The sequence below is a fragment of the Sutcliffiella deserti genome, assembly GCF_020037475.1.
GTDB lineage: Bacteria > Bacillota > Bacilli > Bacillales > Bacillaceae_I > Sutcliffiella_A > Sutcliffiella_A deserti.
In genome coordinates, this window is record NZ_JAIQDB010000010.1 from 1 (window position 1) to 14,089 (window position 14,089).

Below are 14,089 nucleotides of genomic sequence, written 5' to 3' on the forward strand. Positions count from 1 at the left end.
CGCGGACGCGAAGCCTTTCGTGGAGAGGAACAGCGGTCTATAGCACAACCCTTAATCCACTCTGGGTGGAGCATTAACTTTCCATAAAGTACTTTTATGAATCTATCAATCTACTTATGACACTAATTCCTGCTCTTCCCCAAAGATGGATTTTTCCAGAAGCTCCGCAACATCATAAGTGCTTACCTCTTCTTCCACCTCTTTAGCCTTCGTACCGTCAGATAGCATGGTCAAGCAATATGGACAACCAGAACTGATGACGCTTGGCGCCACTTCTAAAGCTTGCTCCGTACGCGCTACGTTAACACGTGATCCGGCATCTTCCTCCATCCACATGAGTCCTCCACCTGCGCCACAACACATTCCGTTTTGACGGTTACGCGCCATTTCCACTACCTTCACTCCTGGTATGGCTTTGAGAATATCACGAGGCGGCTCATAGACTTCATTGTATCTTCCTAAATAACAGGAGTCGTGATAGGTGATTGTCTCTTTTACTTCGTGATGTGGTGTTAGTTTTCCTTCTTCTACTAGCTGCGCCAACAGCTCTGTATGATGGTAAACCTCTGCTTCCAATCCGAAATCAGGATATTCATTTTTGAAAATATTGTACGCATGAGGATCGATGGTCACAATCTTCTTCACTTCATTTTTCTCAAACTCTGCAATATTGCTTGTTGCCAGCTCTTGGAATAAGAATTCGTTTCCTAAGCGACGTGGTGTATCTCCAGAGTTCTTCTCTTTGTTTCCTAAAATAGCGAACTTCACGCCTGCTTCGTTCAACAGTCTTGCAAAAGAGATTGCAATTTTTTGTGAGCGGTTGTCAAAGGATCCCATGGAACCCACCCAGAACAGATATTCAAATTCTTCTCCAGCTTTTTTCACTTCTTTTACAGTAGGAATTTTCACTTCTGGTGCTGCTTCGCGCCAGTTTTCACGCTCTTTACGATTTAAGCCCCATGGATTTCCTTGACGCTCAATATTCGTCATCGCACGCTGCGCATCTGCATCCATTTTTCCTTCTGTTAAAACAAGATAACGGCGCAGGTCGATAATTTTGTCTACATGCTCGTTCATTACCGGACATTGGTCCTCACAGTTACGACAGGTCGTACAGGCCCAGATCTCTTCCTCTGTAATGACATCCCCAATTAAGCTTGGGCTGTATTCTATTGTTGCTGCACTTTCTTCTGCCCCTTTTCCAGCAGATGCTAAGGCAAGTTGATTTCCTTGCGTGTTATTGAATGCGAAGGTTGGTACCCAAGGGGATTTGGACGTAATCGCCGCTCCCTTATCCGTTAAATGGTCCCGGATTTTGACAATCAGGTCCATTGGGGAAAGCATTTTTCCTGTTCCTGTTGCCGGACACATATTGGTACAGCGGCCGCATTCCACACAGGCGTACATATCAATCAATTGCAGCTGAGTGAAATCCTCCACTTTTCCAACCCCAAAAGTCTCTTGTGATTCGTCTTCAAAATCAATTTTCTCCAATTTTCCAGGGTTCGTTGTACGATGGAAAAATACGTTGGCAGGCCCTGCAATTAAGTGAGCATGCTTGGATTGTGGAACATAAACTAAAAATGCCAGTAAGAAAAGTAAATGAACCCACCAGCCGACATAGAATAGCACAATGGCTGCTGTTGTATTAATCCAGCCAAAGAGGAAAGCAAACGCAGACGCGACAGGCTCACTCCATGTTAAACCGTGGTTGTGCCAGATTAGTCCCATTCCGTTGGCAAATAGTACGGAGACCATAAGGCCACCAATAAATAATAGAACAAGCCCAGCTTTGAAGCCTCGTTTAAGACGGACAAGCTTTTCCACGTAGCGGCGGTAGAATGCCCACACCACTGCCACTAGAATCATCAGGGTAACTAGTTCCTGAAAAAATGTGAATGCAGGATAGAGCGGTCCAAGCGGCAGGTGTGCATTCGGGAATAACCCTTTGATAATCAAATCGATGGCACCGAGCTGGACCATTAAAAAGCCGTAGAAGAACATAACATGGATGATTCCACTCTTTTTATCCTTTAAAAGCTTCTTCTGGCCGAATACATTGACCCAGACTTTCTCTAAGCGTTCCTTTAAATTTTTATCAAACTCCACTTTTTTCCCAAGTTTGATGTACTGTATTCTTGTTCGGATCAAGTATACGAACAATGATACTGCGTAAGCGGTTACAATTATCGTTAAAATCCAATTGGCTATTAACAAACCGTTCCCCACGTCTCTCCACTCCTTTCGTGTCTCTTGCCTTATTTTAATGTTTGGAAAGAATCTAATTTTCAGAACTTTAATTTATCTCTATCTTAATTCTGAATGAGCATTCAGTCAACACATTTGATAATTTTTTTTGCTTAAACTTACTCGTCTTTTGGGTATAGAATGGGAGATGGATTAGGGTGAAATACCTAATGCAGCAAGAATTTATGCAAAAAGGATAAGGCACATGTATTCTGTAAAAGCTAAATGGAAGGAAAGATGGAGGGATTTTTATGGAAATTATACTGTATATTGTAATAGCACTTTTAATTATTATAGCTTGGGTCCTCATCGATTTTTCTTTAGGTCGCAAAAATCATCTTAAAAATTTGAGAAAAAAAGAGTTTCCCAAAAGAAATAGTGATTTTACCCTTTATACCGACGGCAATAAGCTGTATGAAGATCTTTTTGATGAAATGAAAAACGCCTCCAATCATATTCATACGTTTTTTTACATGGTAAATGATGACCATGTGAGTGAGGAGTATTTTACGATTCTTAAGAATAAGGCTGACGAAGGGGTGGAAGTTCGGCTTCTGATGGATTATCTAGGATCTCACAAAGTGAAGAAAAAGAAGGTGGAGGAGCTCCGGTCCCATGGCATCACAGCTGAGTTTTGCCAAAAGCCCTCTTTTCCTTATCTCTTTTTTAGTATCAACCAGCGGAATCACCGCAAAATCACCGTCATAGATGGCAAGATCGGATATCTTGGCGGATTTAATATCGGCAAAGAGTATTTGGGGCAGGATCCCAAGTTTGGTGTGTGGAGAGATTATCACTTGAAATTTACGGGTGAAGGAGTGCAGGATCTACAAACCCAATTTTTTGAGAACTGGACGGAGGCGAATCCAGGGACAAGTCAGGATTATCAATTACCTAACTATTATCCTCCGCTGGCAAAAGGGAAAAGCAGGCATCAGCTTGTTCCAACCAACGGTCGATTTTTGGAAGATACTTTTCAGGGACTTATTCGAAGGGCACAAAAATCAATTATTATCTGTACCCCCTATTTTATACCTAATGATGAGCTCTTTGACGAACTGCTTCAAGCGCTGAATCGGGGTGTGAAGGTTACAATCCTGCTTCCTGAAAAAGCAGATCATATACTGGTAAGGGATGCGGCTTTTCTATATTTCCCCGCACTACTGAAAGCCGGAGCGGATGTGCACTTTTTCTACCTCGGATTCTATCACGCCAAGGTGATGGTGATTGATGAGGAGATGTGTGATATTGGTACGGCGAACTTTGATAAGCGTAGCCTATATTTAAATAATGAATTAAATTGTTTGATTTTTGATCCGGAATTTGTACAGTCATTAATACCGGCGATTCAAAAGGATATTCATAATGCCGAGAAGCTGACCTACGAGTTCATCAATGAACGGTCGATTTTTGACAAAGGAAAAGAGCAAGTAGCAAGGCTTGTGGCGCCTTTGCTTTAGAAATTGTGTAATTTTAAGATAAAGTTAAACTAGAGCCTTAAATTTAGGGGGTTAGGAAAGTTGCGAATACGTTTTGGGTTTGTTTCACAGTCATGGTCTTTATGGGAGGCTTCTCCTGCTAAAACACTGACGTTTACAAGGTATCAGCAATTGTCAGCAGCGGAGGGGAAAGAAAAGCTTCTCGACGTGACGCGTCAAAATCTAGAAAATACGCTCCGTACGATTTATTATTGTATCGCACACGATATTAAGGTATTCCGCTTCTCCTCGTCGATTGTTCCGCTTGCTACACATCCTGAAGTAAGATGGGATTTTGTTTCAGAGTTCCGAGAAGAGTTTAAAGAGATCGGTGACTTGGTTAAGCGATATGGAATGCGATCCAGCTTTCACCCGAATCAATTCACGCTGTTTACCAGCGACAAAAAGCATATTGCGGAAAATGCTGTCATTGATATGGCATACCACTACGAAATGCTTGAGGCGATGGGCTTGGAGAAGGAAGGGACCATTAACATCCATGTTGGCGGTGCTTATGGAAACAAGGAGCTAGCGGTGGAGCGGTTTTATGAAAATATTAAGCTGCTGCCAGAGCATATCTTGAAGCGGATGACATTGGAAAACGATGATAAAACGTATACAACGGAGGAAACCTTGGTGTTATGCGAGAAGCTTGGCATTCCGCTTGCCTTTGATTATCATCATGAGTTCGCCAATCCGAGTGCGACGCCATGGGAAGAACTGTTGCCAAGGGTGTATGCGACATGGGACAAAATAGGGATTATTCCTAAGATTCACATTTCCTCCCCTATCTCGGAGAAAAAACTGCGTCATCATGCGGATTACGTGGACCTTGCGTTTGTACTGGAATTTATCAAAGTGGTTGCGGGACTCGGAAAAGATGTGGATTTCATGATTGAAGCCAAACGCAAAGACGATGCTGCTCTTCAACTCGTAGAAGACGTTGCGGCGATTCGCGGTGTGAAGCGTATTGGCGGAGCTGCTGTAGAGTGGTGAAGTGAAAGGGGGGTCTGGCCCCCCTTCACTTTCTTCCTTTAGGAAGATTGTTGAAACATGGGGGAGACCCACATGAAGAGTTTGTAGCCTAGGTAGATTCCGACGATGCCCACGACGCCGGCGAATGCTGGTGGCGCTGGGATTGGAAGACGAAATAAGGCGAAGAGGAATCCAACGACTAATCCTGTAATTAGTGCAAGTATGCTTTCTTTCATTTTGATCAACTCCTTTTCAAGTTATCCTTCTACCTTAAGTTTCACCAAAAAGAGGCTCACTACTCTAAATAGTAGGAAGCCACCTTTTTGAAATCATAGATTTTTTACATTTTTTCTGGTGCAGATACACCGATAAGGTTTAGTGCGTCCTTAAGGGTTATTTGGACAGCTTTCATTAGTGCCAGACGTACTTTTGATTTTTCCATATTGTCTGCATCTAAAACTTTTTCTGCATTGTAAAAGCTGTGCAGGGCAGAAGAAAGTTCGAATGTGTAGTTCGTGATTCGGTGTGGAATTCGTTTCTGAGCCGCTTCAGCCACTGCCAGTGGATATTCTCCAAGCTTTTTCAGCAGGTCGATCTCTTTTTCCGACGCAATATGCTCTAAGGCAAATGGTCCAGTTAACTCTACCCCTAGCTCGTCTCCTTGACGAAGCATGCTGCAGATGCGCGCATGGGCATATTGTGCATAGAATACCGGATTTTCATTAGATTGAGATACAGCTAAGTCCATATCAAAGTCCAAGTGCGTGTCTCCACTGCGCATTGCGAAGAAATAACGAACGGCATCCAAGCCTACTTCTTCCATCAAGTCGCGTAATGTAACAGCTTTTCCGGTACGCTTGCTCATTTTCATTTTTTCACCGTTTTGGAATAGGTGCACAAGCTGGATAATTTCCACTTCCAGCGTGTCCTTGCCATGGCCTAGCGCTTCAATAGCCGCTTTCATACGAGGAATATAACCATGGTGATCTGCTCCCCAAATATTAATCAGCTTGTCGTGGCCACGTTTCAATTTATCTAGATGGTACGCAATATCAGGTGTTAGATAGGTATAGGAACCATCATTTTTTATTAACACACGGTTTTTATCGTCACCAAAATCGGTCGAACGGAACCAGGTTGCACCCTCCTCCTCGTAAATATGCCCTTTTTCACGAAGTGTAGATAATGCCTGATCAATTTTGCCGTTGTTGTAAAGGGATGTTTCTGAGTACCAAACGTCAAAGCGGACACGGAACTCTTCTAGGTCTTCCTGCAGTTTTCTCATTTCATATTTTAGGCCATATTCACGAAAAAAGCTGCGTCGATCTTCTTCGGATTCTTTTACAAAACGGTCGCCAAACTCGTCTGCGATGGCCTGGCCAATTCCGATAATGTCTTTACCATGGTACCCGTCTTCCGGCATTTCTTTCTCCTGACCTAGTGCTTGGAAGTAGCGGGCTTCAACAGATAGCGCAAGATTGTTAATCTGGTTACCTGCATCATTGATATAGTACTCTCTTGTCACGGTATAACCTGCTTTATCGAGTACATTACAGAGGGAGTCACCTACAGCCGCTCCACGGGCATGTCCTAAATGCAGATCCCCTGTAGGGTTTGCCGAAACAAACTCGACATTGATTTTTTCGCCGTTTCCTGCATTTGAACTACCATACTCCGAGCCTTGCTCTAGGATTGTCGGGATTAAGTCAGTCAAGTAGCTGTTATTCATATAAAAATTGATAAACCCTGGTCCTGCGATGTCTATTTTTTCAATAGAAGCCTTTGATTGATCAAAATGTTTCACAATTTCATCGGCAATCATACGCGGCGCTTTTTTCGCTACACGAGCCAATTGCATCGCCATATTTGTCGAGTAGTCTCCATTCGCCTTGTCCTTTGGCGTTTCGAGCACAACGTCCGGAATCTGATCTTCCGTCGCCAAGCCTGCCTTGATGACAGCGTCTTTTATCTCAGTTTTCAAGCGCTCTTGTACTTGTTCTACTATGTTCATTCTGCTTGTTCCTCCTCGTAATGGATGGTGATAAAATATAGCCCTGTCTGTTCGCCTTGCACTTTTAGGTTATATTGCAACTGTACGGAGCCTCGGTTTTTTACTGGATCCTTCATTCGCACAATTTTTTCTGTATCAGTTTCGAGTTGAAATGTGCCAAATTCACTTTCGAGCGAGCCTGCTGTCCTCTCGCCCGCTCGGAAGGATTGCCGCATTTTCAACGCACCGGAACGACTTACCCATACTTCTTTATCTGTTAGTTTATAAATAACATCGAGTTTTTCCTTGTTCTCGAGCTCTTCGGTAAAGACGATATATTCAGTTTCACCTTTTATGTAGTATTGACCATTTGTAATAAACGTCATAACCTGCCTTTGTTCCTCGTGGAGAATTTCAGACTTGAATTTCACCTGAACCGGCATTTTCTCGTTTTTCTGATTGTCTTGCAACCGAGACACTTCCTTTATATTTTACGCTTTTGGTAAGCGATAACTTTTCTATAACCTTCATAGTATAAAACAAGTAGTGGCGCAAGTTCAATAGTGAGTGGTCAGTTTTCAAGGTTTTCTGGTACATCATCCGGACCCCAGCTTGCTTTTCATGTATCAGCATTTTGTTTTCTGGTTCGTCATCCGGCCTCCACTTATACTTTTTTTCATTGAACAAAAGCGCAAGGCGCCCGCATAGAGACGTAGGAGAGCTGGACGGTGTTTGTTCTTAAAACTTTTTAAAAATTTCTTAACTAAAAAAGCCTTACCCATCAACAGCTAACTGTCGTGGATAAGGCTCACTTTTTCTATGGGATGTTTTGGCATTTTTAGCCCGTCACTCTTGTTGCTTTGGCGCTCTTTTCTGTGCAAACGTGATAAGCGCTCTTATTTTACCCAACCAAGGATCATTTCGCGAATGAGCTTGCTTGCTGTGTTTGCTGTTTGTTCAGAAGGGTCATAGATAGGTGCTACTTCCACTAAGTCTCCGCCTACTACATTTACTTCTGATTGTGCGATTGCATGGATGGAAGCCAAAAGCTCACGGGATGTAATCCCCCCAGCATCCACCGTTCCCGTTCCAGGTGCGTGTGCCGGATCCAACACATCGATGTCGATGGTCACATACACCGGGCGGCCTGCTAGCTTAGGCAGAATTTCTTTCAAAGGCTCGAGCACCTCAAATTTGGAAATGTGCATGCCGACCTCTTTAGCCCATTGGAATTCTTCTTTCATTCCTGAGCGAATTCCAAAAGAATACACATTAGAAGGACCGATTAGGTTGGCCACTTTCTTGATTGGTGTAGAGTGGGATAACGGCTCGCCCTCGTAATCGTCACGTAGATCTGTGTGCGCATCCATATGGATGATTGCAAGGTCCGGATATTTCTTGTACATTGCCTTCATGACAGGCCATGATACAAGATGCTCCCCACCCATTCCAAGTGGAAACTTATCAGCAGCTAGAAGTTGGTCAATGTAGTCCTCGATAATCTCAATGCTCTTTTGCGGATTTCCAAAAGGCAATGGAATGTCGCCTGCGTCAAAATATTTTACTTCCTCTAGTTCACGATCAAGGTATGCACTGTATTCCTCTAGTCCAATTGATACTTCTCGAATTCGAGCAGGACCAAAACGGGAACCAGGACGATAGCTTACTGTCCAATCCATCGGCATCCCATAAATCACTGCCTGACTCTCTTCAAAGCTTGGATGACTTTTAATAAATACATTACCTGAATAAGCCTCGTCAAAACGCATCCTATTTCCTCCTTCATTCAAGGACCATCCCCATTACCACATAAAATGCCTGTGAAATGGGCGCTTTAGTCCTTTACTGTATATTAGGCACCAGGTCCCTCTTCATCACTTTAAAGCAAAGAACGATTGTGTCTCCTATTGATTCTGCAGGTTACTTAATCAGGTCCCCGACAAATTTCGGTAGTGCGAATGCTGCTTTGTGCAGTTCTTTTGTGTAGTACTTTGTTTCCATCTCGTGGAAGCGGTCTTCACTTACTTCGAGTGGGTCGTGTTTTTTCGATCCGATCGTGAATGTCCATAGTCCGCTTGGGTAGGTCGGGATGTTTGCAATGTAAAGGCGAGTGATCGGGAAGATTTCGCTTACGTCACGTTGCACGTTTGTGATTAACTCTGGTGTGAACCAAGGGTTGTCCGTTTGTGCTACAAATACACCATCTTCTTTTAATGCTTTGGAAATCCCTGCATAGAAGCCTTTTGTGAATAGGTTAACTGCAGGTCCTACTGGCTCTGTGGAGTCAACCATGATAACGTCATACTCATTTTCGCTTTCAGCAATGTGCATGAAGCCGTCTCCTACTTTCACTTCAACACGAGTATCGTCAAGCATACCTGCGATTTCCGGTAAGTATTTCTTTGAGTACTCAATTACTTTTCCGTCAATTTCTACTAGTGTCGCTTTTTTCACGCTAGGGTGCTTTAGGACTTCACGAATTACGCCGCCGTCTCCGCCGCCTACCACTAATACGTTTTCAGGGTTCGGATGGGTGAATAGGGGGACATGTGCCACCATTTCGTGGTAAACGAACTCATCTTTTTGCGTTGTCATTACCATGCCGTCGAGTACGAGCATGTTGCCGAATTCCTCTGTTTCTACCATGTCCAGCTTCTGAAATTCTGTTTGCTCTGTATGTAAAGTGCGTTTTATTTTCGCTGTAATTCCAAAGTTCTTTGTTTGATATTCTGTGTACCATAATTCCATTTGTACAACATTCCCTTCTCGTTTTTTATTTCGTTACTTATTTCGTTTTTTTCTGCGTGTGAAAATCTATTTCTATATCGAATAAACTTCGCTTTTATCGTTCCCTATCCATAGATATTGAAACATAGATTGCAGGGGTTTTGGAACTATTTTCTGCATTTACTTCGGATAAGCTGTGAAATTGTTAGGTAGCTTTTCCACTCCCTGTTCCTTTCCGTTTCAGGTGCTCGCTTTCCGCGGGGCGGTGCAGGAGCCTCCTCGGCTGCGCCTGTGGGGTCTCCTGTCTACCGCTATCTCCCGCTGGAGTCGATCACCTGCCACTCCAATACACAGGGGGGAAGACTTTATATATGTGATGACCTTCTCTTCTATGTATATGGTGGCATATCTACATTTGAAGAGCCCTTTTATAGACAGGTTATTCTCTTACCACCTAGGATTTCAGTTTAGGGGTGAGCACCATTTGATTCTTTGTTTCCTAGCTGTGGATCGGAACGAAAGGCGGAGACTCCTGCGGGAGATAGTGCTTTGGGAAGACCCCGCAGGCGTTTAGCCGAGGAGGCTTCCCAAGCACCCCGCGGACGCGGAGCCTTTCGTGGAGAGGAACAGCGGTCTTTACAACAACCCTCCATCCACCAGGTACACATACCTAACTTTCAAGAATCCTAAAAGAACACAACTTAATGCTTGATGGACCTAGCTGTGTATCGGAACGAAAGGCGGAGACTCCTTGCTAAGAGATAGTGCTTTGGGAAGACCCCGCAGGCGTTTAAACGAGGAGGCTTCCCAAGCACCCCGCGGACGCGAAGCCTTTCGTGGAGAGGAACAGCCGTATTCAAAGAGACGATCAAAAGTTTCTTGAACTACTGAATTCTTACTATGAAAATCCCTTGATTTAGAAAGGTCGGTTCCAAATAAGCAACATTCAATTCTAAATACCCCTTTATCCTAAAGCGGAATGAAAAAAGCGAAATTAATTTTTGTACAACAAGGAAAAAGTATAGATGAATCTAGCGAAAATTCAAGTTAAAAATTTATTTTTTTCTAAAATGTTTAAAACATGTGAAAGATTTTCATACTGAGAAGGAATAGTTTAAAGCATTTATTGTATAGAAAGGGGGATTAGAGAGAATGGAATTAATGACAAATGATAGATTGCAGCAGCTTGTTAAAATGGTTCGTGCCTTTATTTTTATTGTATCTATCCTAGCAATCTCTTTGTTTTTAATGATTGGCGGCATCCTGATTTATGCTAAATCTAAAGGGGCGCCTCCTCTTTCAGTAACTCAGTCCTCCATTATTTATAGCAAGGACGGTTCGATTATCGGGGAGGCTCATAGCGGGGAAAAGCGGTATTGGGTGGCATTGGAGGATATATCGCCTCACATGATAGACGCAACGATATCGGTGGAGGATCGCCGTTTTTTCCGTCATCATGGTTTTGACCCAAAGCGGATAGCCGGCGCATTGATTGCTGATATAAAGGCGATGGCAAAAGTGCAAGGGGCAAGCACCATTTCTCAGCAGTATGCTCGTAATCTTTTTTTGGAGCATGAGAAAACGTGGAAGAGGAAGATCGATGAGGCACTCTACACGATTCGAATTGAGGCCAATTATACAAAAGAAGAGATTTTAGAAGGTTACCTTAATACCATCTACTATGGTCATGGTGCCTATGGGGTGGAATCGGCTTCTCACTATTATTTCGGAAAGTCGGCGAGTGAGTTGAATAGAGCGGAGGCGACCATGCTTGCAGGGATCCCAAAAGGTCCGAGTGTTTTTTCCCCCTTTAATGACCAGGAGCGAGCGGTATCGCGCCAAAAAATAGTGCTGCAATCAATGGTGGAAAATAACCATATTACAAGTGAGGAAGCTGCCCGAACGTTAGATGAGCCACTAGTGTATGGGGAGCGTGAGCATTTGCCAAAGGAATTTATGGCACCTTATTTCCAGGATGCGGTGCGGGCTGTTATTCGTCATGATCTTAAGTTGCAGGAGGAGCTGGAGATGGGTGGTCTTCATATCTATACCACACTGGATCCCAAGCTTCAGGAGATAGCCGAGGAACAGATTGAAGCAACGTTTGATCCAGAATCTGATATGCAGGTTGGTTTTGTGTCGATGGACCCGAAGACTGGAAAGGTGCTTGCACTTGTAGGGGGAAGAAATTATGAAGAAAGCCCTTATAATCGTGTTACACAAGCTGAAAGGCAGCCTGGTTCAACGTTTAAGCCATTTCTTTACTACCGGGCCCTAGAGAAAGGATTTACTCCTTCCACGGGCTTTAGAAGCGAAAAAACGACGTTTCAGGTGGATGATGGGCGTTCCACTTATACGCCACATAACTTTAACCATTATTATGCGAATGGTCCGTTAACTATGATGCAGGCTTTGCCTTTGTCCGATAATGTGTTTGCGGTAAAAACGCATTTATTGCTAGGAAAAGAGGAGCTAGTTAAACAAGCCAAAAAGCTCGGCATCACGTCTCAAGTGAAAGAGGTACCGTCGCTTGCGCTTGGGACTTCCCCTGTACGTGTCTTGGATATGGCACATGCTTATGGAATTTTTGCCAATGGTGGAAAAGAAGTGGAACCTGTTTTTATTGAAAAAGTCGTTAACTATCGTGGAGAGGTTCTTTTTGAACGAGAAGCAGAATCTGAGCAAATATTAGACCCGGACGTGACATTTGTCTTGAACCATCTGATGACAGGAATGTTTGATACAACACTTAATGGCTACATGGCGGTTACAGGTAACGCAATTAAGGACCAGCTTACACGGCCGTATGCTGGAAAATCCGGCTCTACGGAAACAGACAGCTGGATGATTGGCTATACTCCTCAGTTGGTCAGCGCTGTCTGGACAGGCTATGACAAAGACCGTTCGATTACTTTATGGACAGAAAAGCAGTATGCGAAGCAAATCTGGGCAGGCTTTATGGAACGTGCGCTCGATAACCGATCGGTCGTCGCTTTTCGGCCGACAGAAAATGTGACAGGTGTGCAAGTGAACCCGCAGAGTGGTTTATTGGCTACAAGTGACTGTCCTGTTTCTCGCTTAACTTATTATGTAAAAGGAACAGAGCCGACAGAATATTGCCAGCCAAACTTAGAAGAATTGGATGAAGCAACGGAAGTGCCGGAAGAACCGCCGGAAAAAGAGGAGCAATGGTGGAAAAAGCTCGTTCCATGGATGTAGGATTCCTTTGGAGTTAATATTCTATAAAAGTTAAAACCCCCGAGATGCCTCTCGGGGGTTTTAGGTGTCCTAGCTCTCCATGTGCTCTTTACACATGTAGGTTTATCTTACTTTTTTTATGACAATAACTCAAGTGGTTATGGTTGAACGTTCAAAAAAATGTCACAACTTTATTTCCAGGAAGCTCTTGACAATCAATTGATAGCCAACTGATTTTTCAATTCTTCTTCTGAGCGTTCCCACATACCTGCATCAAATTCTTGCAGATAGTTTTGCAGGATAGTTTTAGAGCGTTCATCCATATGGTCTGCCATGATGCGGCGTTTCATTGATTTATCCATTTTGTTCACATGATCCGGCAGAGACTTATAACCTCTTCTAATCTCTCGGTCCACTGTCATTTCACACGCAGTCACACCAGCATAATACGGACCCTCCTGCTTACGGTCAATGGTTACCCATACTAACCAATAGGGCTTTCCATTTGGCACTTCTTCCTTGTTCTTCAAGAATTTAATACCTTTTTCCACGGCACTACGAGCGTGCATCGCCCCAATATCAACAAAAGCCTCGCCGCCTTCAACATCCACAAAAACGGGGGACACATTATCTAAACTTAGCGCACCGATGCCAAAGCCGCCATGCCCGTCTGTCGGGTCGTTTTTGATAATATTAAAGCCTACCGGTTTCTTTTTCTTTTCCATGTCCATCATATTGCCTCCTTAACTTAAGGTTCTAGACCTAACTTAATAATAGTGCGCTAATCCACTGTGCAAGCGTGCCGGACACAAATGGAATGAAATCATACAATAATGGTCTGATTGTGTAATCACCAAGGGGCGTGAATATTAATACTAAAAATAGTAAGATGCCATATGGCTCCAACCTTGTCATTTTCACTCGAAAGGAAGTGGGCACCAGATCCTCGATAATTCGGTATCCATCCAATGGTGGAAATGGGAGTAAGTTAAAAATGAATAATAGCACATTCAAATGGGTGAAGATGCCAAAGAACATTTCTACCTTTTCCAATACCGGTACGGAAAGTCCATCCAACACTCCAAACCTTACCATAAAAAAGAACAAAAAATAACCGATACAGGCAAGCAATAAATTACTTAATGGTCCTGCTAGAGAAACTAGAATCCCTGCCAGTCGGGGATTTTTGAAATAAAATCGATTTACAGGTACAGGCTTGGCCCAACCGAATCCTGCAATAAAAATCAGGATTGTCCCAATAGGATCCAAGTGGACATGAGGTGCCAATGTCAACCTGCCTTGATTCTTTGCCGTAGGGTCGCCAAATTTGTAGGCGGTGTACGCATGTGCAAATTCATGGAGTGTAAAAGCGATAATTAATGTAATGACGATAAATGGAATCTGCTCCAGATCAAAGGGTAAATACCCCAACAAACTTTCCAAACCTTTTCCCCTTTTCTATACGTACTTCTAA

Annotated in this window: 11 protein-coding genes; 3 read left to right on the plus strand and 8 right to left on the minus strand. The window is 43.4% G+C overall.

Annotation, left to right across the window (positions count from 1 at the left end; all coding sequences use genetic code 11):
• Positions 1-114: 114 nt before the first annotated feature.
• A complete protein-coding gene (locus K9B36_RS14270; protein ID WP_263399388.1) occupies positions 115-2,217 on the minus strand; it encodes a heterodisulfide reductase-related iron-sulfur binding cluster in 2,103 nt (700 codons plus the stop codon).
• 281 nt (positions 2,218-2,498) lie between these two features.
• Between K9B36_RS14270 and cls the strand changes: the two genes are divergently transcribed.
• On the plus strand, positions 2,499-3,707 hold the full coding sequence (cls, locus tag K9B36_RS14275; RefSeq protein WP_223702963.1) for a cardiolipin synthase: 1,209 nt from the start codon (positions 2,499-2,501) through the stop codon (positions 3,705-3,707).
• 60 nt (positions 3,708-3,767) lie between these two features.
• Complete coding sequence (uvsE, locus tag K9B36_RS14280; RefSeq protein WP_223702965.1) at positions 3,768-4,721, plus strand: UV DNA damage repair endonuclease UvsE; 954 nt, start codon at positions 3,768-3,770, stop codon at positions 4,719-4,721.
• A 38-nt stretch (positions 4,722-4,759) separates the two neighbouring features.
• Here the strand turns inward: uvsE and K9B36_RS14285 are convergent, their stop codons facing one another.
• The 5 genes from K9B36_RS14285 to speE all read right to left on the minus strand — a co-directional run bounded on the left by K9B36_RS14285 (position 4,760) and on the right by speE (position 9,438).
• A complete protein-coding gene (locus K9B36_RS14285; protein ID WP_223702966.1) occupies positions 4,760-4,936 on the minus strand; it encodes a XapX domain-containing protein in 177 nt (58 codons plus the stop codon).
• A 104-nt stretch (positions 4,937-5,040) separates the two neighbouring features.
• Positions 5,041-6,711 (minus strand): arginine--tRNA ligase, encoded by a 1,671-nt coding sequence (argS, locus tag K9B36_RS14290; protein WP_223702967.1) that lies wholly within the window; start codon positions 6,709-6,711, stop codon positions 5,041-5,043.
• Positions 6,708-7,160 carry a DUF1934 domain-containing protein gene (locus K9B36_RS14295; RefSeq protein WP_223702968.1) on the minus strand — a complete coding sequence of 151 codons (453 nt, stop codon included), beginning with the start codon at positions 7,158-7,160 and terminating at the stop codon, positions 6,708-6,710. The genes argS and K9B36_RS14295 overlap by 4 nt, the downstream gene beginning before the upstream one ends.
• Before the next feature lie 426 nt (positions 7,161-7,586).
• Complete coding sequence (speB, locus tag K9B36_RS14300) at positions 7,587-8,459, minus strand: agmatinase (RefSeq protein ID WP_223702969.1); 873 nt, start codon at positions 8,457-8,459, stop codon at positions 7,587-7,589.
• 151 nt (positions 8,460-8,610) lie between these two features.
• Complete coding sequence (gene speE / locus K9B36_RS14305) at positions 8,611-9,438, minus strand: spermidine synthase (RefSeq protein ID WP_223702970.1); 828 nt, start codon at positions 9,436-9,438, stop codon at positions 8,611-8,613.
• A gap of 1,131 nt (positions 9,439-10,569) precedes the next feature.
• On the opposite strand from speE, the gene K9B36_RS14310 reads away from it, so the two are divergent.
• Entirely contained in the window at positions 10,570-12,636 is a 2,067-nt protein-coding gene (locus tag K9B36_RS14310; protein ID WP_223702972.1) for a transglycosylase domain-containing protein, read from the plus strand.
• Positions 12,637-12,830: 194 nt separating this feature from the next.
• On the opposite strand, the gene K9B36_RS14315 is transcribed toward K9B36_RS14310, so the two are convergent.
• Positions 12,831-13,340 carry a YwhD family protein gene (locus K9B36_RS14315; RefSeq protein WP_399202002.1) on the minus strand — a complete coding sequence of 170 codons (510 nt, stop codon included), beginning with the start codon at positions 13,338-13,340 and terminating at the stop codon, positions 12,831-12,833.
• Positions 13,341-13,377: 37 nt separating this feature from the next.
• Positions 13,378-14,058, minus strand: coding sequence for a site-2 protease family protein (locus K9B36_RS14320; protein ID WP_399201981.1), 681 nt, complete (start codon positions 14,056-14,058; stop codon positions 13,378-13,380).
• Positions 14,059-14,089 lie beyond the last annotated feature (31 nt).

Excerpts from the sequence above, each read along its gene's own strand:
- argS (WP_223702967.1), bottom strand. The coding sequence starts at position 6,711 with ATGAACATAGTAGAACAAGTACAAGAGCGCTTGAAAACTGAGATAAAA.
- K9B36_RS14285 (WP_223702966.1), bottom strand. The coding sequence starts at position 4,936 with ATGAAAGAAAGCATACTTGCACTAATTACAGGATTAGTCGTTGGATTC.
- K9B36_RS14310 (WP_223702972.1), top strand. The coding sequence starts at position 10,570 with ATGGAATTAATGACAAATGATAGATTGCAGCAGCTTGTTAAAATGGTT.
- K9B36_RS14315 (WP_399202002.1), bottom strand. The coding sequence starts at position 13,340 with ATGGAAAAGAAAAAGAAACCGGTAGGCTTTAATATTATCAAAAACGAC.
- speE (WP_223702970.1), bottom strand. The coding sequence starts at position 9,438 with ATGGAATTATGGTACACAGAATATCAAACAAAGAACTTTGGAATTACA.
- speB (WP_223702969.1), bottom strand. The coding sequence starts at position 8,459 with ATGCGTTTTGACGAGGCTTATTCAGGTAATGTATTTATTAAAAGTCAT.
- cls (WP_223702963.1), top strand. The coding sequence starts at position 2,499 with ATGGAAATTATACTGTATATTGTAATAGCACTTTTAATTATTATAGCT.